The sequence below is a fragment of the Kitasatospora sp. NPDC004614 genome (genome assembly GCF_042873675.1).
Classification (GTDB): Bacteria; Actinomycetota; Actinomycetes; order Streptomycetales; family Streptomycetaceae; genus Kitasatospora.
In genome coordinates, this window is sequence record NZ_JBIALR010000001.1 from 966,881 (window position 1) to 989,732 (window position 22,852).

A 22,852-nucleotide genomic window follows, 5' to 3' on the forward strand; every position below is an offset into this window, starting at 1 on the left:
GCCTGAAGGCCGGGGATTCCCCTCAGCCTCGCGGCTGAGCCGCTGCGCGGATGCGCGGCGGTGGGACGACTTCCTGCTTCATTGACGACTGCCCGCCCGGAGTGCTCCGTTGAGGTCTTACACCGTCTCCACAGGCTGCTGCCGCCAGTCCGGCGGCCAGGATGTTGCGTGCCGCGTTGACGTCCCGGTCGTGGACCGCACCGCAGTCGCACATCCATTCGCGGACGTTCAGAGGCATTTTCGCGCGGGTGGTTCCGCAGGCCGAGCACAGCTTGGAGCTGGGGAACCACCGGTCGACGGTGATCAGCTCGCGGCCGTACCACTCGGTCTTGTACTCCAGCATGGTCCGCAGCTCGGTCCAGCTCGCGTCGCTGATCGCGCGGGCGAGCGTACGGTTGCCCAGCAGGTTGCGGACCGTCAGATCCTCGATCACGACCGTTTGGTTCTCACGGACGAGTCGGGTGGTGAGCTTGTGCAGGAAGTCCCTGCGCCGGTCGGCGATCCGCGCGTGGATGCGGGCGACCTTCCTGCGGGCCTTCTCCCGGTTGTTGCTGCCCTTCGCTTTGCGGGCGAGGTCCCGCTGGGCCCTGGCCAGGCGTTCCCGGTCGGCGCGCTCGTGCCTCGGGTTGGTGACCTTCTCGCCGGTGGAGAGCGTCACCAGGCTGGTGATCCCGGCGTCGACGCCGACGGCCGCGTTGACGGGTGCGGGCATCGACGGCCGGTCCTCGCACAACAGGGAGACGAACCAGCGTCCGGCCGCGTCCTGCGACACGGTCGCCGTGGACGGCGACTGCCCCTCCGGCAGCGGACGGGACCACACGATGTCCAGCGGTTCCGTCATCTTCGCCAGGGTCAGCCGGCCGTCCCGGTAGCGGAACGCGCTGGTGGTGTACTCGGCGGACCTGCGGGACTTCTTCTTCGACTTGAACGTCGGGTACTTCGCCCGCTTCCCCCAGAAGTTGGCGAACGCCCCCTGCAAGTGGCGCAGGGCCTGCTGCAACGGCACCGACGAGACCTCGGCCAGGAATGCCAGCTCCTCGGTCCGCTTCCACTCCGTCAGCATCGCGGAGGTGGTGTTGTAGTTCACCCGCTCCTGACGCATCGTCCACGCCTCGGACCGGGCGGCCAGCGCCTTGTTGTACACGAGCCTCACGCACCCGAACGTGCGCGACAGCTCAGCCGCCTGCGCATCCGTCGGATAGAAGCGGAACTTGAAAGCCCGCTTCACGTGAGTGGTAGCCATGTCTCACACGTTAACACTTCTGCGTGTGACTACATGACGCGGCATCAACTACCGGTTAGCCGTGCCACCTTGGCGGCGGTTCGGCTTCCCCTGCCCCGCTGTGCGGGAGTTTCGATTCCTGCCTCGGCTGAAGCCGGGGGTATCCACGAAAGGACCCTGATGAAGCAGCGCGGACAGATGCCCCGATTCCCGTTCGACGAGCGGGACTTGGCGAAGTTCCGGGAAGTGCAGCAGCTGGCGTACCACTGCGCGGAGCAGGTCGCGGCGTGGATGGAGCCCGGCGTCACCGAGCGGCAGGCGACCGCGAAGCTGCGGCGCAGCCTGGTGCAGGCAGGGGTGCAGGACTTCTTCCACGTGCCGTTCGCCTGGTTCGGCGACCGGACGGCGTTCCGGCACTTCCACACCCCGTTGCAGTTCTTCGCGGGCTCACGGGTGTTGAAGGAGGGCATGCCGTACGTGCTGGACTGCGCGCCGGTGGTGGACGGCTACACCGCCGACATCGGGTACGGCGGCAAGGTCGGCGAGAACCCGGTGTGGGACCGGCTCGCGCAAGACCTGCGGGTGTACCGGGAGCTGATCCTGCGCGAGGTGAAGGCGCGAAAGACGCTCGACCAGGTGTACGCGGCGGTGGACGCGCAGATCGCCGAGCACGGCTACGACAACCGGCACCAGGTGTACCCGGGCCGGGTGATCGGCCACCAGGTGACCAGGATGACCGCCCGCGGCCCGGCCGGGGTGAACCTGTTCGGGTTCGGCGTGCGGACGCTCCAGACCCTCGGACGGGAACTGGTGAAGGAACGCCTGGAGGGCCGTTCCCCGCTGTGGGCCGGCGGCAAGGCGTCCCGGCACGCCCCGACGCCCGGACTGTGGGCGGTGGAACCGCACATCGGATTCCGCGAGGTGGGCATCAAGTTCGAGGAACTCCTCGTGGTCACCGACGAGGACGCGTACTGGCTCGACGACGACCTGCCGCACGTGCGGCGCTGGGCACTCCAGGAGGGCACCGTATGACCGGCCGCAGCACCGAGATCCGTCGCCGCACCGTCGACTCCGGCGGGCTGAAGCTCGCCGTGTACGAGCAGGGCGACCCGGCGCACCCCACCGTGCTGATGGTGCACGGCTACCCGGACGACCACAGCGTCTGGGACGACGTGGCCGCCGACCTGGCCGCCGACCACCACGTGGTGCGCTACGACACCCGCGGCGCCGGCGCGTCCGGCGTGCCGGCCGGGCGGGAGGAGTACCGGCTGGAGCTGCTCGGACAGGACCTGTTCGCCGTCGCCGACGCCGTCAGCCCCGACCGGCCGGTGCACGTGGTCGCGCACGACTGGGGCAGCGTGCAGTCCTGGGAGGCGATCACCGCCCCCGGCTCGTACCGGCGGATCGCCAGCTACACCACCATGTCCGGCCCGTGCCTGGACCACATGGGCCACTGGATCCGGCACCGGCTGCGCCGCCCGACACCCCGGCACGTCTCCCAACTGCTGCGCCAGGGCCTGCACTCCTGGTACATCGGCCTGTTCCACCTGCCGGTGGTCGCGCCCGCCGCGTGGAAGCTCGGACTGGCCCGGCTGTGGCCCCGGGTGCTGAAGGACCTGGAGGCCGTCCGCCCCCGGCCCGGCCACCCGCAGCGGACCCTCGCCAAGGACGCCGTGCGCGGCATCGAGCTGTACCGGGCCAACATGCGCCCCTCGGTCGCCCGGCCGCGCGAACGCCACACCGACGTGCCCGTCCAGCTGATCACCCTGCAACGCGACCGCTACGTCTCGGAGTTCCTCTCAGAGGGCCTGGAACAGTGGGTGCCCCGGCTGACCCGCCGCACCCTGAACGCCACCCACTGGTCGGCGCTGCTGGAGAAGGGCCCACAGGTCGCCGCGCTGGTCCGCGAGTTCGCCGCCCGCGACCACGGCGCAGTGCGCCAGGAGCCGTCCGAGGGCGGCGAGTTGGTGGTCGTCACCGGCGGCGGCAGCGGCATCGGCCGGGCCACCGCGCTGGCCTTCGCCGACCAGGGCGCCCGGGTGGTGGTCTGCGACCGCGACCTGCCCGCCGCGCAGCGCACCGCCGAACTGTGCGCACTGTCCGGCGTCAAGTCCGGTGCGTACCAGGTGGACGTGAGCGACGGCGCGGCCGTGGACGCGTTCGCCAAGCAGGTCGCCGCCGACTTCGGGGTGCCCGACGTGGTGGTCAACAACGCGGGCATCGGCCACTCCGGGACGTTCCTGGAGACCACCGAGGAGGAGTGGCAGCGGGTCCTCGACGTCAACCTGTGGGGCGTCATCCACGGCTGCCGCGCCTTCGGACAACTGATGGTCGACCACGGCCAGGGCGGACACATCGTCAACCTGGCCTCCGCCGCCGCCTACCTGCCGTCCAAGGTGCTTGCCGCGTACGCGACTTCGAAGTCGGCGGTGTACATGCTCTCCGACTGCCTGCGGGCCGAACTCGCCCCGCACCGGATCGGCGTCTCCACCATCTGCCCCGGCATCGTCAACACCAACATCACCCGCACCACCACCTTCTCCGGCCTCGGCGAGGACGAACAGGCCGCCAAGCAGGCCCGGGTGTCCAAGATGTACGCCCGCCGGGGCTTCCCGCCGGAGAAGGTCGCCGCCGAGATCGTCCGCGCCGTCCGCACCCGCAAGGCCGTCGTCCCCGTCACGATCGAGGCCAAGGCCGCCCGGCTGCTCGGCCGGCTCAGCCCGGGACTGCTCCGCGCGGCGGCCCGGATCAACGCCGGGTGAGGAAGCGGTAGTTGGCGGGCGCCGCGCGGCCGGTGGGGGAACCGGCCGCGCCGCGCCCGCCTGCGCGGGGAAAACCGGCTTGGCCGCGCCCGCGTCATGGCGCGAGACTGCCGTGCATGGACACACCCGAAACCCGAGCCCTGCGGCACGTCGCCGCCCTCAGCAGCGGCGACCCGCTGCCCGCCGGGATCGACGTCACGCTCAACTTCCACCCCGACCGCGAGTTCGACGGAGTGCCGATCCTCGAGTCTCTCGCCCGGGACGGCGTGTACCGCTCCCAGTTCTCCACCGGCACCAGCAACGGCGGCCTCACCGCCCACCCCGGCGGCGACCGCTGGACGTGGGAGAGCCGGATCTTCGGCGGCGCCTACGACGACGCCCCCGTCGAGCGCCGCCCCGTCTACGGCGCGCTCAACCACCTCCGCAGCCCCTACGGCGGCGCACCCCGCTTCGGCTCCGCGCACTTCCGCCTCGCACCCGACACCCTGAACCGGGCCACCTTCTGCTACCCCGACAGCGTCTTCGAACCCGAACACTTCGGCACCGCCGACGCGATGGCCCTGATCGCCCTGGCGGAGGCCGACGAACAGGACCTGCTGGACGCCTACGTCGAAGCCCAACTGCACGGCACCGTACGGATACTGGACCACCTCGACGCGCTCGTCCTGGACCCCTGCTACCGGGGCACCGCCGTCGAGACCGCCGCCCGCGCGCTGCCCTGCCGCCTCGAATGGCACCCCGGCCACCGGCTGCTCGCGCACGAGTTGGAGCAGTACGCCGACTACCGGGGCCCGCACATCACCGCCCTCGGCGCGAAGATCGCCCACGACGGCGTGCTCGACCCCGCCGTCATCGGCGCAGCCGTCCGCAGCGGGCAGCACGACCCGCAGGAACTCAAGAAGGTATGGCACTGCCTGGCCCGATTCGGCCGGCCCGTAGGCTGACAGTCCATGGACCTGTCCCTGATGGCCGCGCCCCTCGCCTCCTTCGCCCTGGTCGTGGGCCTGCTCACCCTCACCCCCGGCCTCGACACCGCCCTCATCCTGCGCACCGCCGCCCTGGGCCGGCGCCGACAGGCCTGGGGCGTCGTCCTCGGCATCCAGACCGGCACGATGATCTGGGGCGCCGCCTCCGCCGCCGGCCTCAGCGTGCTGCTCACCGCCTCCCGCGCCGCGTACGAGACGCTGCGCTGGGCCGGCGTCTGCTACCTGCTCTGGATGGGCGTGCAGATGTTCCGCAACCGCCACCAGGAGGCCCTTCCGGAATCCGAGGAGGGTGACAACCCCGGTGGCTGGTGGGCGGGTTGGCGGCGCGGCACGCTCACCAACCTGCTCAACCCGAAGGTCGGCGTGTTCTACGTCGCCGTGCTGCCCCCGTTCATCCCCGCCGGGGTCGCGCACCTGCCCGCCGGTGTCCTGCTCACCTCCGTTCACGTGATCGAGGGCACCCTGTGGTCCGCCGTCCTGATCGGCTTCGCCCACACCCTGCGCGGCTGGCTGCGCCGCCCCGCCGCCCGCCGGATGCTCGACCGGGTCACCGGCACCGCCGTCCTCGGCTTCGGCGTCAAGCTCGCGCTCAGCGACTGAGGCCCTCGGGTTCCGCCGCGGCGGCGGCGAGCCGGTTCGCCGCCGCCGCCACCGCCGCCCGCAGCTCCGGGCCGCCCAGCACCCGGAAGTCGAACGGGACGGCCGCCAGCCACTCCTGGGCGTACATCGCCGCGTTGCGGGTGCTGCCGCGCAGCACGCAGCGCTCGCCCGCCGCCTCCAGCCGGCCCATCGGCGCGTTGATCCACGGCGCGACCCGGTCGAGCGGGGCTTCGAACAGCACGTGCGTCGGGAAGGCCCAGCCCGAGCCGAGATGCTCCTCCAGCAGCGCCACCGGGTCGAGGTCGTCCGGCATCCGGAACCCCGTCGTGGTCTCCTCGGCCGCCAGCACCCGGTCGATCCGGTAGGTGCGCGTCGCGCCCGCCCGGTGCGAATGGCACAGCAGGTACCAGCGGGTCCGGCGCGCCACCACCGCCCACGGATCCACCTCCGCCCGCCACTCGTTGCCGCCCGCGCTCCGGTACGCGATCACCGCGCGCCGCCGCGCCGCCACCGCCTCCACCAGCGTGTTCACCACCCCCGGATCCGGGTACACCGCCCACGGATCCGGCGCCGCCGCCGCATGCTCGCGCAACGCCGCCGCCTGCCGCCCGACCTCCTCCGGCAGCACCCGCACCACCTTGTCCAGCGCCGCCCCCACCGGATCGCCCGGCTCACCGGCCGCCGGACGCCCGTCCAGCACCGCCATCACCAGCCCCAGCGCCTCCGCCTGGGTGAACGCCACCGGCGCCAGCCGCGTCCCCCGCCGCAAGCGGTACCCGCCGTACGGGCCACGCTCCGACTCCACCGGAATCCCCGCCTCCCGCAGGATCGCCACATAGCGCCGCGCCGCCCGGTCCGTCACCCCGAGCCGCTCCGCCAACTCCTCCGACGTGGTGCCCGGCCGGGCCCGCAGGATCTCCAGAGTGCGCAGCGCGCGGGCGGTGGGGCTCGTTCCTGTCGTCACGTCCGCCAGCCTAGGCCCGGCCCTCCGACAATCAGGAAGCAGATCGTCCTGAACCGCACCTAGCCTTTGGATCACACCCCCTCGACTTCGGGAGCTCACCATGGACATCCTGCTCATCGGCGGCCTCTGGCTGGACGGCACCGCCTGGCATGCCGTCACCCCCACCCTCCGCGAACTCGGCCACCAGCCCCGGCCGTTGACCCTTCCGGCCACGGTTTCCACCACCCTGGACGAGCAACTCGCCGCCGTCCTCGCCGCGGTGGACGCCGCCTCCGGACCGGTCATGGTGGTCGTCCACTCCGCCAACTGCACCCTCGGCTGGATGGCCGCCGACGCCCGGCCCGAGCGGATCGCCTCACTCGTCCTGGTCGGCGGCTTCCCGCAGGCGGACGGCCAGCTCTACGCCGACCTCTTCGAAATCCGCGACGGCGTCATGCCGTTCCCCGGCTGGGCACCCTTCGAGGGCCCCGACGCCGCCGACATCGACGAGAGCCTGCGGCAGCAGATCGCCGCCAACGCCATCCCCGTCCCCGAAGGCGTCGCCCGCGCCCTCGTCCACCTGACCGACCCCCGCCGCTACGACGTCCCGATCACCATGGTCAGCCCCGAATACACCCCCGACCAGGTCCGCGCCTGGATCGCCGCAGGCCAGGCCCCCGAACTCGCCGCCGCCAAGCACGTCGAGATCCTCGACTTCGACTCCGGTCACTGGCCCATGTTCACCAAGCCCACCGAACTCGCCCACCTCCTCGCCGACCTGACCTGACGCCGGTCACAGCCAACGCTCGGCGGCCTCCACGCTGTCGCTCACGCCGCTGTTGAACGCGATCGCCGCACCCGGCGCATGCCGCCGCACCAGATTCACCACCTGCTCGAACAGCGACAGCAACGCCTCCGCCTTCCGGATCCCACCCCAGATGGAGCTCGCCCTGTGACCTGTGCCACATGGTCTGCCAGGTGTGCACGGACCGAGGGGCGTGGGTGCGTGGTGGGGACAACCGGGGCGGGGTGCGTTTCTAGGGTGGAGGCTTCAAGTTCGAGTGGTTCAGAGGGAGTTCACGTGTTCACACGCATTGTTCTGGCCGTCGACGACAGCGACGCCCGGGTGCGCGCCGTTGCCACGGTTGCCGATCTCGCGGGGCGCTTCGGGGCGAGCGTCCATGTGTTGCATCTCGCGCCGACCGTGGTGGTGGGGACGAGTCTGGTGACGCTGGAGGACAACGAGGAGGCCCGGCGGGTGCTGGACGAGTCGGTGCGGGTGTTGCGGGAGGCGGGGGTGGAGGTCGACGGCGAGCTGGTGGACGGGATGCGGGGGCAGGTGCCGGAGGTGATCTCCGACGCGGTGAAGCGGGTGGGGGCCGACCTGGTGGTGCTCAGTCCGCACCACCGGGGGATCGTCGCGTCCTGGTTCAACCCGAGTGTCTCGGACGCGGTCGGCCATGCCTCGCACGTGCCGGTCCTGCTGGTGCCGGACGCCGCCTGACGGCGTCCGGGGCGCCGGGGCCTGCCCGCACGCGATCGGTCATCGCGGATGGAGATGACAGTTGTCGTCGATCATCGCGATCGGACGGGAAGCGCGGGCCGGCCCCGGGCGCTCATACACCTGTGCGCTGCGATCGTCGCAGCCGTTGAACCGCAACCACCCGGGAAGGCAGCCATGGCCACCTCATCGACCACCACTACAACCCACCGCGCGCAGGAAGGCGTGCCGGGCTGGCTCGTCGCGCTGCTCGCCGTCTCCACCGGCATGACGGTCGCCAACCTGTACTACGCGCAGCCGCTGCTGGCGCGGCTGGCCGAGGTGTTCCAGGTCGGAACGACCACGGTGGGTGCGCTGGTGACGGTCACCCAGATCGGTTACGTGATCGGGATGCTGTTCCTGGTGCCGCTCGGTGACCGGATCGAGAAGCGGCGGCTGGTGGCCCTGCTGCTGGGCGTCACGACCGTGGCGATGACGGTGGCGGGGACGGCGGGCAGTTTCGCGGTGCTGCTGGCCGCCTCGCTGGTCAGTGGTGCGACCTCGGTGGTGGCGCAGATACTCGTGCCGTTCGCCGCCGGTCTGGCCCCGGACCACGAGCGGGGCCGGATCGTGGGGCGGGTGATGGCGGGGCTGCTCACCGGCATTCTGCTGTCGCGGACGCTGAGCAGCCTGGTGGCGGGCGCCGCCGGCTGGCGGACGGTGTACCTCGGTTCGGCGGTGCTGACGGCGCTGCTGGGCTTCGCGCTGTACCGGGCGCTGCCGCAGCACGCGGCCACCACCGACCTGCCGTACCACCAGGTGCTGCGTTCCACGGTGCGGCTGGTGCGCACCCACCCGGCGCTGTGGAAGCGCGGGCTGTACCAGGCGGCGGTCTTCGGGTCGTTCAGCGCCTTCTGGACGACCGTCTCGTTCCAGCTGACCGGTCCGGCGTTCGGGTACTCGGAGGCGGGTGTCGGTATCTTCGCGCTGGTCGGCGCGGCGGGCGCGCTGGTCGCCCCGCTGGCGGGGCGCTGGGCGGACCGCGGATTCGGCCGGCCGCTGACGGGGGCGGCGCTGCTGGTGGCGTCGGGGAGCGCGGTGCTCGCGGGTCTCGGGGCGCACAGCATCGTGCTGCTGGCGCTGGCCGCGATCGTGCTGGACGTCGCCGTGCAGACCACGCTGATCCTCGGTCAGCACGTGGTCTACCAGCTCGACCCGGGTGCCCGGGCCCGGCTGAACAGCGTCTTCATCGCCACCTTCTTCCTCGGCGGCGCGCTGGGCTCGGAGTTCGGCACCGTCGCGTACCACGCGGGCGGTTGGTGGGCGGTCGCCGGGTTCACCGCGGTGCTGCCGCTGCTGCCCCTGGTGCACTGGGCGGCGGACCGGAAGGGCGCCGTGAGCTGAAGGAGAGACCGGACGTCAGCCGAGGTGGCGCAGCAGCGCCGCCACGGCCGGCGTCGGCTCCCCGGCGGGGCACACCACGGCGACGTCCCACCGGGGTTGGCCGCGGGTGAAGCGGCGCAGGGCCAGGTCGGGGAAGTGCGCGGCGATCGACTCGGGCAGGACGCACACCCCGAGGTCGTGCCGGACCAACTCGGCGGCGGCCACGATGTCGTTGACCTCGAAGACCGCCGCCCGTTCGACGCCGGCGGTGCGGAACGCCCGGTCCACCGCGGACCGGACCGCCCAGCCCGGGGCGAAGTCGACGAACGGCAGCCCGGCGAGCTCCTCGAACCGCACCCGGTCGGGGAGCTCGAAGGCGCGTCCGGGCGCGGCGGCCAGCACCATCGCCTCGCAGGCCAGCGAGCGCACCGTCAGGCCACGCTGCTGCTGGCGGTCGAACGCGACGATCGCCGCGTCCACGGTGCCGTCGCGCAGCCCGGCGCGGATGTCCACGGCCGCGGCCTGGCGCAGCCGGATCGTCAACCCCGGGTGTTCGGCGCGCAGTTCGCCGAGCACCCGGTCGAGTCCCAGCCAGACGCCCTGCATGGTGCCGATGGTGAGCACGCCCCGCAGCACCCCGCGCGCCTCGTCCGCCGTCGCCCGGGCGAGATCCGCCGCCCGCAGTGCGGCCCGGGCGGCGGGGACGAACGCCGCGCCGGCGGTCGTCAGGGTGACGCGGTGCGTGGTGCGTTCGAAGAGCTGGACGCCGAGTTCCTTCTCCAGCGCGCGGACGGTGCCGGACACCGCCGACTGCACGACGTGCAGCCGCCGCGCCGCCGCGGTGAAGCCGCCCTCCTCGGCCACCGCGACGACGACCTCCAGCTGCCGCAGTTCCATCGCGCTCCACCCCGTCCTCGCAGCCGGGAGCTGTCTCCCGGGCCTCTCGCGGTCAAGGTTAGGTGGCCGTACGGTGACCTCCGGCAGGCGTCGTCGCGGGCGACAGCTGTGCACGGACCGCGCGGGGCGGGTGCGTCGTCGGACAAGCCGGGGCGCGTGGCGTTCCTAGGGTGGGGCGAAACCCAAGTCCAACTTCGAGGGAGCGCGCCGTGACTGACGCGAACGCGGTCGGCCGGCGGCCGGTCCTGGAACCGGAGGCGCAGGCTCTCGCCACGGCGACGGCGAACCCGCCGTACCTGTACCAACTGGGGCCCGCCGAGGGCCGCCGGGCGGTGGACGAGGCCCAGTCCGGGGAGATCGCCAAGCCGGAGGTGGACGAGGAGTGGGTCACCGTCCCGGGCGGCCCCACCGGCGCCGTGAAGGCGCGCATCGTCAAACCCGCCGGCGCGGCCGGCCCGCTGCCCGTCGTGCTCTACCTGCACGGCGGGGGCTGGGTGTTCGGCAACGCGCACACCCACGACCGGCTGGTGCGCGAACTCGCCGTCGGCGCCCACGCCGCCGTGGTGTTCCCCGAGTACGACCGCTCGCCCGAGGCCCGCTACCCCGTCGCGATCGAGCAGAACTGGACGGTGGCCCGCTGGGTGGTCACGGACGGCCGGGGCAACGGACTGGACGCCGGGCGGATCGCCGTGGCGGGCGACAGCACGGGCGGCAACATGGCCGCCGCGCTGACCCTGATGGCGAAGAAGCGCGGAGGCGTCCCGCTGGTGCAGCAGGTGCTGTTCCACCCCGTCACCGACGCGTCGTTCGACACCCCGTCGTACCACGGCTTCGCGACCGGCTACCACCTGCGCCGCGACGCCATGCAGTGGTTCTGGGACCAGTACACCGCCGACCTCACCCAGCGCGCCGAGATCACCGCGTCCCCGCTGCGCGCCACCCTCGAGGACCTGAAGGGCCTGCCGCCGGCGCTGGTCGTCACCGCCGAGGCCGACGTGCTGCGCGACGAGGGCGAGGCGTACGCCGCGAAGCTCTGCGAGGCGGGCGTGCCGGTCACGGCCGTGCGGCTCCAGGGTGTGATCCACGACTTCGTGACGCTGAACGCGCTGCGCCCGACCCAGGCCGCCGGGGCCGCGATCGGGCTGGCCGTGCAGACCCTGCGCGACGCCCTGCAGCAGGGGTGAGGCCGCGATGAAGCCGCCGATCACCGCGCCGCTGCTGAGCCAGTGGGGCTGGCAGGAAGAGGCCGCCTGCCGGGGCATGGACAGTGCCCTGTTCTTCTCGCCGTGCGGCGAACAGGGCGAGGCCCGCCGCAGCCGCGAGCGGCGGGCCCGGTCCGTCTGCGACGGCTGCCCCGTCCGCCCGACCTGCGCGTCCTTCGCCGTCCGCACCGGCCAGAACTTCGGAATCTGGGGCGGGCTGACGGAGGCCGACCGGCAGACGGTGAGGTGACACGTGCCCAGCGTGGGTCGGGCGGCGCCGGTCAGGCGGCGTCGCTCTCGGGCAGCGCGGAGAGGTGGCCGCGCCGGCTGCGCCACTCGCTCGGGGTGACGCCGTAGGCGGTCCGGAAGGCGCGGCTGAAGTGCGAGGCGCTGGCGAAGCCGTGGCGGCGGGCCACCTCGGCGAGGGTCGGGCCGAACGGGCCGTGCCGTTCCAGGGTCCGCGCGCAGGCCTCGACGCGGCGCTGCTGGATCAGCCGGGTGACGGTCAACTCCTCGTCCTCGAACAGGCGGTGGAGGTAGCGGACGGAGATCCGCAGCGCCCGGGCCACCGACTCGGGGCCCAGGTCGGGCCGGCCCAGGTGGGCGTCGACGTGGGCCAGCGCGCGGGCCACCAGGAGGTCGCGGGCGGTGGTCGGCTCCTGCTCCTCGTCGAAGGCGATCGCGTCCACCAGGTCCGCGACGTGCCCGGCCAGCCGGGCGGCCGCGGTCGGCCCGAACTGCGCGGCGTCGCTCAGCACGTGGGTCAGCAGCATGCTCAGCATGGACACCGCGCCGTCGTCCGGCCGGAGCGTCGAGCCGGCCAGCTGCGACAGCGTCCGGGGGCCGCTGAGGGTGCGCTGCGGCAGGTGGACCAGGTGCAGCCGGAACGGCTGGGGGAAGTTGAGGGCGAACGGCCGGGCCAGGTCCACCACCATGATCTCGTCCGGCCCGGGCCGCCGGGTCGGCCTGTCCTGCGAGAAGACCGCCTCGCCCCGGACGCACAGGGCCAGCGCGAAGCGCTCGGCGGGCTCCGGGCGGCACAGGCTCGGCGGGCGGCTGATCCGCTGCGGACCGGCGTCCAGCGACACCGTGCGCAGGTGGCCCAGGCGGTGCGAGCGGACCCTGCCGAGCAGCGGGCCGGGCGCGGTGGCCGTCACCCGGACCGGGACGAGCGCGCGGGAAAGGGCGTCGCTCCACACGTCGTGGCGGGTGTCCTCGGGGACGTCGCCGGTGTCCAGGACGAGGGTCATGCGTGCCCCTGCCTTCCGTCGTGGCCTGACCGGACACCCACGGCTGCGGGGTGCGGTCCTCGTTCACCACCAGCGTCCCCCGCCCCGACTGCTCACCCGGCCGCGGCGGCCACGGCCGGGCACGGCGTGCACGGTGCTGTGCGCGCTCAGGCATGCGGGAGGCGGCCGGTTCGACCGGCCGTGGCCGCCCGCCGACGGAGGGTCACCCCGAGAGGGCGTCCCGGAGCTGGGCCCGGGACTTGATGCCCAGCTTCGGGAAGACCTTGTGCAGGTGGTAGCCGACCGTGCGCGGCGAAAGGTACAGCCGGGAGGCGATGTCCCGGTTGGTGAGGCCCTGCGCCGCCAGCTCGGCTATCTGCAACTCCTGCGGCGTCAGTTCGGCCTTCGCCGCCGGCTCCGCGCCCTGCGGAACGGCGGCGCCCGCCGCCCGCAGCTCCGCCGCGGCGCGCTCGGTCCACGGCCGGGCGTCCAGGCGCCGGAACGTCTCCAGCGCGGCGATCAGCAGCCCTCGGGCCTCCGCCGAGCGCCGGTGGCGGCGCAGCCACTCGCCGAAGTCGAGCCGGGTGAGGGCGCGTTCGAACGGCCACCGGTCGCCGGCCGGATCGGCCAGCGCGGCGCGGAAGTGCCGCTCGGCGGCCTCGTCGCTCTCCTCGACCAGGGCCGCCGCGCGCTCGGCGACGGCGTGCAGACGCGGCGAGAGCCCGTCGCCGAGCGCGCGCCGCGCCGCCGCCAGCACGGCCCGGGCGTCGTCGGTCTGCCCGGCGCGAACGGCCGCGGCGGCGAGGTCGGCCAGGTAGTACAGCGAGGCGTGGTAGTGCACCGGGTCGGGCCGGTAGTCGTGGGTGAAGGTGTTGCGGAGCTCCACGTAGGCGCTCTCGTGGTCACCCTCGACGACCTTGGCCATGCCCAGCGCGTAGTGGTAACGGGCCCGCAGACTACGGGAGTTGCGCAGATCCACCCCGCACAGGGCCTCCTGGACGCGGGCGCACGCGCCCTGGTGATCGCCCCGGAACGCGCCCAGGGTGGCCTGCAGGATCAGCGAGCCCAAGGTGACGTTGTCCGCCCCGGCCTCGGCGGCCATCCAGTACGCGTTCTCGGCCGCGGCCTGCGCCGCCCCCCAGGAACCCGCCTCGGCGTGGGCCAGGGCCAGCGCCTGCGTGAAGGTGGCGTTCGAACCGGCGGTACCGGCCCGGCGCAGCAGGTCCGTCGCGTGGCAGAGGATCCGGACCGCCTCGTCCGTCTCGTCCAGCACCCAGGCCGTGGCACCCAGGAAGCCCAGGTCGGCGAGCGAGTCCGGCGACGCCAGCGTCCGGGCCCGGTGGAGCTGCCAGAGGGCCTGCGGACGGTCGCCGAACGGCCGGGCGGTCGTCTCCGACCAGACCCGTGCGGCCGGGTCCCCCTCCTGCGGGATCAGCCGGCCGATCCGCAGCAGCTCGTTGCCGTAGAACGGGTCGCCGGCGTTGTACGCCGAGGTCGCGGCGGTGCCCAGGGCGCCGACGCCGAGCGGGGGCGCGAGCCCGGCCATCGACTCGGCGACGTGCAGCGAGGCCGCCAGCGCGTCCTGGTGGCGCAGCGTCAGACCCAGCGCCCACCCCCGCATCAGCTCGCCCTCGGCCCGGGCGACCGGGTCCGCCGTCAGGCCGCCGATCCGGGAGGCGAGGTCGCCCGCCCACTGCGGGTGCCCCGCGAGCATCGCCGCCCTGCTGGCCGCCACCAAGCGTTGCGCGTGCAGCTCCGGGTCCGAGGTGAGCTCGGCGGCCCGCTCCAGCGCGGCCGCCGCGGCCGCGTAGCCACCCCGGGCCCGGGCCCGCTCGGCGGTCTCGGCGAGCGCGTCCGCCACTTCGGCGTCCTGGCCGGCCGTCCCGGCGGCCAGGTGCCAGGCCCGCCGGTCGGGCTCCGCCCCGGCCGCGTCGGCCAGCGCCAGGTGCGCCGCCCGGCGCTCGGCGAAACTCGCCGCCTGGTAGACGGCGGAGCGCACCAGCGGGTGACGCAGCACCACCTGCCCGCCCTCCAGCCGCAGCAGCCCCGCCTCCTCGGCCGGCAGCAGCGCCGCGACCACGTCGCTCCCGGCGGACGCGTTCACGATGTCCGCGAGCCGGGACGTCCCGGCCGCCGCGACCAGCAGCAGCGCGGCACGGGACTCCGGCGGCAGCCCCGGGAGCTCGGCCGCGAACAGGTCCTCCAGCCGGCGGGTCAGCGGCAGGGTCTGCGCAGCCCCCGGCCGGCCCGTGCCGCGGGCCACCGCCCGGGACAGCTCGATCAGCGCCAGCGGGTTGCCCGCCGCCTCCTGGAGCACCTGCGAGCGGGCCCGCCCGGTCGGCGGAACAGGCTGGGCGTTCAGCAGCAGCCCCGCGTCCCCCCGGCCCAGCGGACCCGCCACCAGGTGCGGGAAGTCCCGGTCGAACCGGCCCGGCACGCCCGCCTCGCGCGCGGCCAGCAGCATCACCGCCGCCTCCCCGTCCAGTCGGCGGGCAACGAACGCCAGGATGTCCAGCGAGCCGAGATCCAGCCACTGGAGATCGTCCACCACCAGCAGCAGCGGCTGCCGGGCCGCCGCCTCGGTGATCAACGTGGTCACGCCCACGCACAGGTGCAGCGGATCGGCCGGCGCCCCGCCCTCCGGGTCCAGCCCGAAGGCGCACCGCAGCGCCGCGCGCTGACGCTCGGGCAGGTCGTCCAGGCCGCCCAGCAGCGGACGGAGCAACTGGTGCAGCCCGGCCAGCGCCAGCTCGCGCTCCGCCTCGCTGCCGCGCACCCGCAGCGTCTGCAACCCCCGGGCAGCACCCTGCTCCGCGGCCCACTCGACCAGCGTGCTCTTCCCCGCGCCCGGCTCACCGGTCAGCACCAGCACATGGGCGCCGTCGCCCCGCACCGCACCGAGCAGGCCGTCGATCCGGGCCAGCTCCGCCGCCCGCCCGAAGATCGCCGACGCGGCCGACCCGTTCCCGCCCGTGTGCACCATTTCTTCCTGTCCTGCCAGGTCAAGGCCCTGATCACCCCGACACAGTGGGGTATCCTGCCAGCCCGCACACCGGCTCCCGACCACGACCGGTCATTTGACAGAAGCGCGACCGGTCGGGCCCCGGGCAGCATCGGCCGGGAGGGGGGAGAAATGCCGTGGCGACCACGGCGGGCGCAGCGGAGTGGATGATGACGAGCACCGAAACGTACCGGGACAACCCCGAGGGCTTCGGCGAGCGGACGGCCTCCACCCACGGAATCGACCGGCTGCTCGGCCGCCGCGCCGAACTGGCCGCGCTGCGCCGCTGCGTCCGGCAGGAACCCGGCGCGCCCAGGGCGCTCGTCCTGCTCGGCGAGGAAGGCATCGGCAAGTCCCGGCTGCTGCGCACCGCCGCCGAACAGGCCGCGCAGGACGGGCACCTGGTCCTCACCGCGCAGGGCTGGGAACCCGAGCGCGAGGTGCCGTACGGGGTGCTCCGGCAGCTGCTCGCGCCGGTGTCGGACGCCGCATTCGACGCCGGGTCCGAGCCGGCGGCCGCCGTCGCCGCCCTGCTGGACGGCACACCGGGCCAGGTGCTGATCGCCGTCGACGACGCGCACGCCTGCGACCGCCCCACCCTGGAACTGCTGGGCTCACTGGTCCGCCGCCCCGGCGGAAGCCCCGTGTCGCTGCTGCTGGCCGCCCGCGACTTCGCGGTACTGCTGAGCCTGCCCGCCGACACCGAACTGCTGCACGTGGACCCGCTGTCGCCGAGCGCCGCCGCCGAACTGCTGGACGCGGTGCCCGGCGCGCCCGCCGGACGCGCCCGCCTGGAAGTGCTGGAGGAGGCCGAGGGCAACCCGTCCGCCCTGCTGGAACTCTGCCGCCGACGGGCCTTCCGCACCGACCCGGCCGCCGCCCGCTCGCGCACGCCCCGCCTGCACACCGTCCGGACCAGGTTCGACGCCCTGCTCGGCCCGCTGCCCGCACCCACCCGCCGCGCCCTCGTCCACGCCGCGCTCGCGCTGCCCGGTGACGACGCGTCGGCCGTGATGGCCGCCCTCGGCACCACCGACCTCGGGATCTGGGCGCCCGCCGAGGAGGCCGGGATCCTCGCCCTGATCGACGGCCACCTCGTCTTCCGGCACCCGCTGGCCCGGGCCGCCGCCGCCGGCGGGCAGCCCGCCGTCCTGCTCGCCCAGGCCCACCGGGCCCTCGCCGACCGGGCAGCCGCCCGCCCGCTCGACCGGATCCGCCACCTGGTGGCCGCCACCGTCGGCCCCGACGCCTCGTTCACCGAGGACCTGCGGCCCGCGATCGAACGCGCCACCGACGACTTCGCGCTCGGCCAGGCCCTGGAGGACGCCGCCCGGGTCACCACCGACACCGACGAACAGGCCCGGCTGCTCGCCGAGGCCATGGCCGCCGCCGTCTCCGTCGGCGACCCGGACTGGGTCCGCAACCTCCACGCGCGCTTCCGCGGCGTCAACACCGACCCCCGACTCGCCCGCCTGGCCGCCCTGGCCGCAGCGGTCGCGCTCTCGCACACCTCCCGGCAGAAGGAGGCGTTCGACCTGCTGCTGGACAGCGCGGCCCTGCACCCGTCACCCGAGACCGCGCTCGCCGCGAAGCCCGCAGCTGGCGCCGCACTGGACGCGAAGCCCGCAGCCGGCGCCGCACTGGACGCGAAGCCGGTGGCCGGGTCGGCAGTTGACCCCGTCCTTGACGCGAAGCCGTCGTCCGAGACCGCCGTCGGTGTCTCGGCCGGCGTCGCGCTGGACGCGAAGCCCGCAGCCGGCGCCGCGCTCGATGCGAAGCCGGTGGCCGACGCCGTCCTCGGCGCGAAGCCCGCAGCTGGCGCCGCGCTCGATGCGAAGCCCGCAGCCGACGCCGTCCTTGACACGAAGCCGTCGTCCGAGCCCGCCGTCGGCGTTTCGGCCGGCGCCGCGCTGGACGCGAAGCCCGCAGCCAACGCCGCGCTCGATGCGAAGCCGGTGGCCGACGCCGCCCTCGGCGCGAAGCCGGTGGCCGAGCCCGCCGTCGGCGCCTTGGCCAACGCCGCGCTCGCCGCGAAGCCCGCAGCCAACGCCGCTCTCGGCGCGAAGCCAGTGGCCGAGCCCGCAGTCGGCGCCTTGGCCAACGCCGCGCTCGATGCGAAGCCGGTGGCCGACGCCGCCTTCGGCGCGAAGCCCGCAGCCGGCGCCGCATTGGACGCGAAGCCGGTGGCCGGGTCGGCAGTTGACCCCGTCCTTGACGCGAAGCCGTCGTCCGAGCCCGCAGTCGGTGTCTCGGCCGGCGCCGTGCTGGACGCGAAGCCCGCAGCCAACGCCGCGCTCGATGCGAAGCCGGTGGCCGACGCCGCCCTCGGCGCGAAGCCGTCGTCCGAGACCGCCGTCGGTGCCTTGGCCAACGCCGCGCTCGATGCGAAGCCCGCAGCCGATGCCACGTTCGACGCGAAGCCAGTGGCCGAGCCCGCAGCCGATGCCGCCCTCGACACCAAACTGGCCGCGCTGGCGGCCGCCATCGCCGACCAGTCCGGCCTGCCCGAGCACCGCGGCCGGCTCGCCGAGCTGCTCGCCGCGCTCCGCGCGCCCGCGCCGGGAGAGCAGGACGCCACCGGCGTGCTCGGCGGCTTCGTGCGGGCGCTGGCCACTCGCCCTGCCGGTGCCCGGCGGGCCCCGGCCCGCCGCAGCGCTCCCGGGAACGGCACGCCGGAATCGCTGGTCCGTCGTCTCGCCGTCGCCTCCGTCGCCTACCTCTCCGACGAGCCCGACGACTGCCTGGAACACTTCCGTGCCGCCGACAGCCTCCTGCGCGGCCGCCGGGCCTTCGGACTCCGGGCCTGGCACCTGCCAGCCCTGCTGGACAGCCTGCTGGGCACCGGCCAGTGGACGGAGGCGGCCGCGCTGCTGGACGAGGCGAAGGACCGGGCGGCCGTGCTGCGCCTCACCCGGATCCGCGCCGACCTGGACGCCTTCGACCTGTCGTTGCGCGCCCTGCGCGGCACCGCACCCGCGGGCACGCCCGTCCCACCGCCCGTCCCGCTCGACGTGCACGAGAACCTCGCCACCCAGGTCCGGACGGTGCGGGCGCTCGCCCAGGCCGCGATGGCCCACGGCGAATGGGCCGACGCCTACCGGCGGTTGCGCACGCTGTTCGCCGAGGACGGCACCCCCCGCCATCCCTTCCTCTCCTCGCGCTGCCTCGCCGACCTCGCCGTGGCCGCCCACCGGGCAGGCCTCGGCGACCGGGCGGCGCAGGTCCTGCACCGGGTGCAGGCCGCCCACGAGGAACGGCCGACCACCCGGATGACACTCCTGCTGCACCACGCCACTGCGCTGCTCGACCCCGGCCCCGACCCCGAGCACCACTTCCGGCTCGCCCTGGTGAACGCCGACGGCGAACGCTGGCCGCTCGAACGGGCCCAGGCCCGGCTCAGCTACGCGATCTGGCTGCGCCGCGTCCGCCGCCCCTCCGAGGCCCGGCAACAACTCGCCGCGGCCCTCGACACCGCAGAGGCCCTCGGATCCCGGCCGCTCGCCGACACGATCCGCCACGAACTGCGCGCCACCGGCGTCGCGACGGCCACCGACACCGGCCCGGCGCTGGGGCAGCTCACCGCCCAGCAGCAGCAGATCGTGCGGATGGCCGCCCAGGGCCTCTCCAACCGCGAGATCGGTGAACGGCTCTTCCTCTCACCGCGCACCGTGGGCACCCACCTGTACAACGTCTATCCCAAACTCGGCGTCAGCAGCCGCCACCAACTGCGCGACCTGCTACCCACCGCGTAACCCGAAAGCCCCTGGTCGTCCACCGTGGGTACGGTTACGGTGGCCCCCGGGAGACGCCGGAGCGGACGCCGACCGCGGTGGCACAGCAGAACGAGAGATGAGGCGGCGTGGAGCCCGACGAGGACCTTCTGCCCCCGATCGTGCTGGATCCGGCGGTGGCGCGGCTGATCGCGGCCTCCGCCACCCCGCCCGGGCTCGACGAACTCGGGCCGGTGACCGGCCGGCAGGCCCTGCTGGAGTCCCAGGGCGAGCTGATCGAGGACTGCGAGGTCGAAGCCGTCTTCCGGGTCGCCCCGGTCGGGCCCTGCGGGCTGGTCGGCTTCTGGACCTTCCGCCCGGTCGGCGCCGAGGGCCCGCTGCCCGCGGTGTTCTACGTCCACGGCGGACGCTGGATGCTCGGCGACGCCCGGACCCACGCCCGACTGATCAGCGACCTGGTCAACGGCACCGGCGCGGTCGCCGTCGTCCCCGAGTACAGCCGCACCCCCGAGGCCCGCTACCCCGTCGCACTCGAGGAGTGCTACGCCCTGCTCGAGTGGATCGCCGCGAGCCCCGAGCCGCTCGGCATCACCGCCGACCGCATCGCCGTCGCCGGTGACTGCGCCGGCGCCACCCTGGCCACCGCCGTCGCGATGCTCGCCGCCACCCGCGGTGGCCCCGCCCTGCGCGCCCAGGTCCTCTACTACCCGCTGGTGGACCCGGCCTGCGGAAGCGCGGCGCAGCGCCGCTTCAGCGCCGGCTACCTGCTCAGCCGCCAGGGCACGCGGCGCTACTGGCAGGAGTACCTCGGCTCGCCCGAGGACGGTTTCCACCCGACGGCCAGCCCGCTGCGGGCCGGCCCCGAACTGCTCGCCGGCCTGCCCCCGGCCCTGGTCGTCACCGCCGAGGCCGACGTCGTCCGGGACGAGGGCGAGCAGTACGCCGACCTGCTGCGCGCCGCCGGCGTGCCCACCACCGCCATGCGGTTCCTCGGCACCGTCCACGACTTCGTCTCGCTGAGCGCGCTGCGCGACAGCCCGCCGACGCTGGCGGCCGTCCGGCAGGGCTGCACCTTCCTGCGCACGCACCTCGCCTGAGCCGCATCACGCCTGAGTCGCACCTCGCCCGAGCCGCACCGCGCCTGGGCGGCATTGCCCCTGGGCGGCACTGCGCCTGGGCCGCACCGTGCCTGGGCCGCACTGCCCCTGGGCGGCACCGCGCGCGAGCCGCACCGCGTCTGAGCTGCACCGCGTCGGCAGGACCAGTCGTCCGACTCATGCGCCGGAGCCCACCGCTCAGGCATGCTGGCCGCATGCCCGCTCTCAACTCCCCGACCGCGCCCGGCCACCTGCTGACGACCCGTTCGGTCCCGGCGGCCGAGAGCCTGGAGTACTGGCACGACGCGGTGCTCGCCAACCTGGTCGGCATGGACATCCGGACCGCCGGCCAGACCTACGACGCCGCCATGCGCAACCAGGCGGTCGGCGACCTGCGGATCAGCACCCTGGAGTGCGACCCGGCGGAAGTCACCCGGTCCCCGCGCTCGATCGCCCGCGGCGACGGGCAGTACGTGTTCGTGGCGCTGCAGAGCACCGGCGTCGCACAGGTCGAGCAGGACGGCCGCATGAGCGAGCTGAGGGCCGGAGACATCGGCTTCTTCGAGACCGTCCGGCCGTTCCGCAGTCGCTACCCCGAACGCTTCCGGCTGAAGCTCTTCACCCTGCCGCGCGCCCTGCTCGGCCAGAGCGAGGGCGACCTGCGCCGGCTCACGGCCCGGCCGCTGCCGGGCGGCAGCGGACTGGGCCGGATGATCTCCCCGTTCCTGGAACGGCTCGCCGACACCGCCGGCGGCTGTGCCGTGCCGCTCGCCGAGAAACTGGCCCGCAGCGCCGTGGACCTGCTCGCCGCCACCGCCGCCGAGCAGCTCGGCCGGCCGGTGCAGGAACTGCCCGGCGCCCACAACGCCGTGCTGCTGCGCGTCCAGCAGTTCGTCCGCTGGCACCTGGCCGACCCCGGACTGACCCCCGCCGTCATCGCCCGCGCGCACGGCATCTCCGTGCGCTACCTGCACCGGCTGTTCGAGGGCGAGGGCCGGACGCTGTGCCAGTGGATCCGGGAACAGCGCCTGGAGGAGTGCCGCCGCGCCCTCGCCACCGCCCCCGCCGACTCGGTGAGCGTGGGGCTCATCGCCCGCCGTTGGGGCTTCACCAGCGGTGCGCAGCTGAGCCGGGCCTTCCGCAGCGCCTACGGCCAGTCGCCGACCGACTGGCTGCTGACGGAACGCCACCGCCGCGCGACCGGGGAGGTCCGGTGACGGCGGCTGATCCGGTGCAGCGGGCCGCCGCCTGGCAGCTGGCGCTGTCGCGGGCCTTCGCCCGGGTCGAGGTGGCCGCGCACAACCCGGCCTGGACGGGCTCGCTGGCCACCGTGCGCCTGGGCAGTCTGCAAATATCCGACGAGACCTCCGGGCCGGCCACCGTCCTGCGGGACGCGGCGGCCGTCGCGGCCGACCCGTGCGGGGACATCGCGGCCCGGCTGCAACTCGACGGCACCGCACGGGTGTTCCAGGACGGTCGGGTGGTCGAGCTGCCGCCGTACTCGCTCACCTTCCTGGACCTGAGCCGCCCCTTCCGGCTCGTCCTCCCCCCGCTCCAGCGGGCCAGGACCCTGCTGGTGCCGAGGTCCGTCCTCGGGCTGGAGGAGAGCGCGCTGCGCCGGCTCACCGCGACCCGGGTCGGCTCCGGTGAGGGGAGCACCGGGGCGCTGGTGCTGCCGCTGCTGGCCAACGTGGGCGCCGCGCTCGGCGGGGCGTCGCCCGCGGTGCAGGAGCAGATCGCGCGCGCCGTGGCCGAGTTGCTGGCCGCGCTGGCCGTCGACCACGTGGCCCGCACCGGCCTGGACGGGCGGTGCGCCGCGCCGTCGCTGTTCGACCGGATCACCGCCTCCGTGGAGGCCTCGCTCGGCGACCCCACGCTGTCCCCGCAGACGATCGCGGACCGGCACGGCGTCTCGCTGCGCTACCTGCACCAGCTGTTCCAGCGCCGGGGCGACACCGTCGGCGGGTGGATCCGCGGCCGCCGACTGGCGGCGGCACGGCAGGAGTTGGCCTGCCCCGACGATCCGGGCCGGACGATCGCCGCCGTCGCCGCGCACTGGGGCTTCGCCAGCGCCTCGCACTTCAGCCGGGCGTTCCGGGAGGCCTATGGAATGTCCCCGAAGCAGTGGCGGACGGAGCAGTTGGCCGACGAGGCGTCAGCGTGAATGTCTCAAAGTCGACTTGGCGGTAATGCCACACTTTGACAGCTGCGCAGCCGGGCCGTGATGATCTGCGGTCGTGCACCCGTACCGCTCCCGGGAATTGGGGACGGGGAATTCCGGCCGTGCGCCCGGCGCTCGGGGACGGGGGAGGGGCGCGG

18 protein-coding genes are annotated in these 22,852 nt (G+C 74.2%); 13 read left to right on the forward strand and 5 right to left on the reverse strand.

All coding sequences use genetic code 11. From position 1 onward, the window contains the following. Positions 1–22: 22 nt before the first annotated feature. A complete protein-coding gene (locus ACFYST_RS04250) occupies positions 23–1,243 on the reverse strand; it encodes an RNA-guided endonuclease InsQ/TnpB family protein (protein WP_387634566.1) in 1,221 nt (406 codons plus the stop codon). A 159-nt stretch (positions 1,244–1,402) separates the two neighbouring features. Here ACFYST_RS04250 and ACFYST_RS04255 point away from each other — a divergent pair, with 159 nt between their 5' ends. The 4 genes from ACFYST_RS04255 to ACFYST_RS04270 all read left to right on the forward strand — a co-directional run bounded on the left by ACFYST_RS04255 (position 1,403) and on the right by ACFYST_RS04270 (position 5,570). Next, the gene (locus ACFYST_RS04255) at positions 1,403–2,254 is read left to right on the forward strand and encodes a M24 family metallopeptidase (RefSeq protein ID WP_387634563.1); all 852 of its coding nucleotides are present in this window, start codon (positions 1,403–1,405) and stop codon (positions 2,252–2,254) included. Next, the gene (locus ACFYST_RS04260) at positions 2,251–3,984 is read left to right on the forward strand and encodes an SDR family oxidoreductase (RefSeq protein WP_387859725.1); all 1,734 of its coding nucleotides are present in this window, start codon (positions 2,251–2,253) and stop codon (positions 3,982–3,984) included. Before ACFYST_RS04255 ends, ACFYST_RS04260 begins: the two co-directional genes overlap by 4 nt. 116 nt (positions 3,985–4,100) lie before the next feature. Beyond that, positions 4,101–4,928: a DUF3626 domain-containing protein gene (locus ACFYST_RS04265; protein WP_387859726.1), complete on the forward strand. Its 828-nt coding sequence runs from the start codon at positions 4,101–4,103 to the stop codon at positions 4,926–4,928. Between the two features lie 6 nt (positions 4,929–4,934). After that, positions 4,935–5,570 carry a LysE family translocator gene (locus tag ACFYST_RS04270; protein ID WP_387634555.1) on the forward strand — a complete coding sequence of 212 codons (636 nt, stop codon included), beginning with the start codon at positions 4,935–4,937 and terminating at the stop codon, positions 5,568–5,570. Here the strand turns inward: ACFYST_RS04270 and ACFYST_RS04275 are convergent. Beyond that, entirely contained in the window at positions 5,560–6,534 is a 975-nt protein-coding gene (locus tag ACFYST_RS04275; RefSeq protein WP_387859727.1) for a helix-turn-helix transcriptional regulator, read from the reverse strand. The genes ACFYST_RS04270 and ACFYST_RS04275 overlap by 11 nt on opposite strands. A 100-nt stretch (positions 6,535–6,634) precedes the next feature. Between ACFYST_RS04275 and ACFYST_RS04280 the strand changes: the two genes are divergently transcribed. The 3 genes from ACFYST_RS04280 (at position 6,635) to ACFYST_RS04290 (ending at position 9,397) form a co-directional block, all read left to right on the forward strand. Continuing rightward, positions 6,635–7,300, forward strand: a complete 666-nt coding sequence (locus tag ACFYST_RS04280) for an alpha/beta fold hydrolase (protein ID WP_387859729.1) — start codon at positions 6,635–6,637, stop codon at positions 7,298–7,300. 294 nt (positions 7,301–7,594) lie between these two features. Next, positions 7,595–8,017, forward strand: coding sequence for a universal stress protein (locus tag ACFYST_RS04285; RefSeq protein ID WP_387634531.1), 423 nt, complete (start codon positions 7,595–7,597; stop codon positions 8,015–8,017). Between the two features lie 174 nt (positions 8,018–8,191). Further along, complete coding sequence (locus ACFYST_RS04290) at positions 8,192–9,397, forward strand: MFS transporter (protein ID WP_387859730.1); 1,206 nt, start codon at positions 8,192–8,194, stop codon at positions 9,395–9,397. Between the two features lie 15 nt (positions 9,398–9,412). Here ACFYST_RS04290 and ACFYST_RS04295 read toward each other — a convergent pair whose 3' ends face one another. Further along, complete coding sequence (locus tag ACFYST_RS04295) at positions 9,413–10,273, reverse strand: LysR family transcriptional regulator (RefSeq protein WP_387859732.1); 861 nt, start codon at positions 10,271–10,273, stop codon at positions 9,413–9,415. Positions 10,274–10,482: 209 nt separating this feature from the next. On the opposite strand from ACFYST_RS04295, the gene ACFYST_RS04300 reads away from it, so the two are divergent. Then, positions 10,483–11,457 carry an alpha/beta hydrolase gene (locus ACFYST_RS04300; protein WP_387859733.1) on the forward strand — a complete coding sequence of 325 codons (975 nt, stop codon included), beginning with the start codon at positions 10,483–10,485 and terminating at the stop codon, positions 11,455–11,457. A gap of 7 nt (positions 11,458–11,464) precedes the next feature. Beyond that, positions 11,465–11,725 (forward strand): WhiB family transcriptional regulator, encoded by a 261-nt coding sequence (locus tag ACFYST_RS04305; protein ID WP_387634519.1) that lies wholly within the window; start codon positions 11,465–11,467, stop codon positions 11,723–11,725. Positions 11,726–11,756: 31 nt separating this feature from the next. Here ACFYST_RS04305 and ACFYST_RS04310 read toward each other — a convergent pair whose 3' ends face one another. Together ACFYST_RS04310 and ACFYST_RS04315 are read right to left on the reverse strand one after the other, a co-directional pair. Next, positions 11,757–12,725: a helix-turn-helix domain-containing protein gene (locus tag ACFYST_RS04310; protein WP_387859734.1), complete on the reverse strand. Its 969-nt coding sequence runs from the start codon at positions 12,723–12,725 to the stop codon at positions 11,757–11,759. 202 nt (positions 12,726–12,927) lie between these two features. Continuing rightward, the gene (locus ACFYST_RS04315; RefSeq protein WP_387859736.1) at positions 12,928–15,687 is read right to left on the reverse strand and encodes an AAA family ATPase; all 2,760 of its coding nucleotides are present in this window, start codon (positions 15,685–15,687) and stop codon (positions 12,928–12,930) included. Positions 15,688–15,875: 188 nt separating this feature from the next. On the opposite strand from ACFYST_RS04315, the gene ACFYST_RS04320 reads away from it, so the two are divergent. The 4 genes from ACFYST_RS04320 (at position 15,876) to ACFYST_RS04335 (ending at position 22,697) form a co-directional block, all read left to right on the forward strand. After that, positions 15,876–19,457: a LuxR C-terminal-related transcriptional regulator gene (locus ACFYST_RS04320; RefSeq protein WP_387859738.1), complete on the forward strand. Its 3,582-nt coding sequence runs from the start codon at positions 15,876–15,878 to the stop codon at positions 19,455–19,457. Between the two features lie 107 nt (positions 19,458–19,564). Further along, positions 19,565–20,533, forward strand: a complete 969-nt coding sequence (locus ACFYST_RS04325) for an alpha/beta hydrolase (protein ID WP_387634511.1) — start codon at positions 19,565–19,567, stop codon at positions 20,531–20,533. Between the two features lie 215 nt (positions 20,534–20,748). Beyond that, positions 20,749–21,750, forward strand: a complete 1,002-nt coding sequence (locus ACFYST_RS04330; RefSeq protein WP_387859739.1) for a helix-turn-helix domain-containing protein — start codon at positions 20,749–20,751, stop codon at positions 21,748–21,750. Next, positions 21,747–22,697 carry a helix-turn-helix domain-containing protein gene (locus ACFYST_RS04335; RefSeq protein WP_387859740.1) on the forward strand — a complete coding sequence of 317 codons (951 nt, stop codon included), beginning with the start codon at positions 21,747–21,749 and terminating at the stop codon, positions 22,695–22,697. The genes ACFYST_RS04330 and ACFYST_RS04335 overlap by 4 nt, the downstream gene beginning before the upstream one ends. Positions 22,698–22,852: the final 155 nt, after the last annotated feature.

Coding starts and splice junctions, on each gene's coding strand:
- ACFYST_RS04250 (WP_387634566.1), bottom strand. CDS start 1,243: ATGGCTACCACTCACGTGAAGCGGGCTTTCAAGTTCCGCTTCTATCCG.
- ACFYST_RS04280 (WP_387859729.1), top strand. CDS start 6,635: ATGGACATCCTGCTCATCGGCGGCCTCTGGCTGGACGGCACCGCCTGG.
- ACFYST_RS04330 (WP_387859739.1), top strand. CDS start 20,749: ATGCCCGCTCTCAACTCCCCGACCGCGCCCGGCCACCTGCTGACGACC.
- ACFYST_RS04260 (WP_387859725.1), top strand. CDS start 2,251: ATGACCGGCCGCAGCACCGAGATCCGTCGCCGCACCGTCGACTCCGGC.
- ACFYST_RS04305 (WP_387634519.1), top strand. CDS start 11,465: ATGAAGCCGCCGATCACCGCGCCGCTGCTGAGCCAGTGGGGCTGGCAG.
- ACFYST_RS04255 (WP_387634563.1), top strand. CDS start 1,403: ATGAAGCAGCGCGGACAGATGCCCCGATTCCCGTTCGACGAGCGGGAC.
- ACFYST_RS04265 (WP_387859726.1), top strand. CDS start 4,101: ATGGACACACCCGAAACCCGAGCCCTGCGGCACGTCGCCGCCCTCAGC.
- ACFYST_RS04310 (WP_387859734.1), bottom strand. CDS start 12,725: ATGACCCTCGTCCTGGACACCGGCGACGTCCCCGAGGACACCCGCCAC.
- ACFYST_RS04315 (WP_387859736.1), bottom strand. CDS start 15,687: ATGGTGCACACGGGCGGGAACGGGTCGGCCGCGTCGGCGATCTTCGGG.
- ACFYST_RS04290 (WP_387859730.1), top strand. CDS start 8,192: ATGGCCACCTCATCGACCACCACTACAACCCACCGCGCGCAGGAAGGC.
- ACFYST_RS04320 (WP_387859738.1), top strand. CDS start 15,876: ATGACGAGCACCGAAACGTACCGGGACAACCCCGAGGGCTTCGGCGAG.
- ACFYST_RS04295 (WP_387859732.1), bottom strand. CDS start 10,273: ATGGAACTGCGGCAGCTGGAGGTCGTCGTCGCGGTGGCCGAGGAGGGC.
- ACFYST_RS04270 (WP_387634555.1), top strand. CDS start 4,935: ATGGACCTGTCCCTGATGGCCGCGCCCCTCGCCTCCTTCGCCCTGGTC.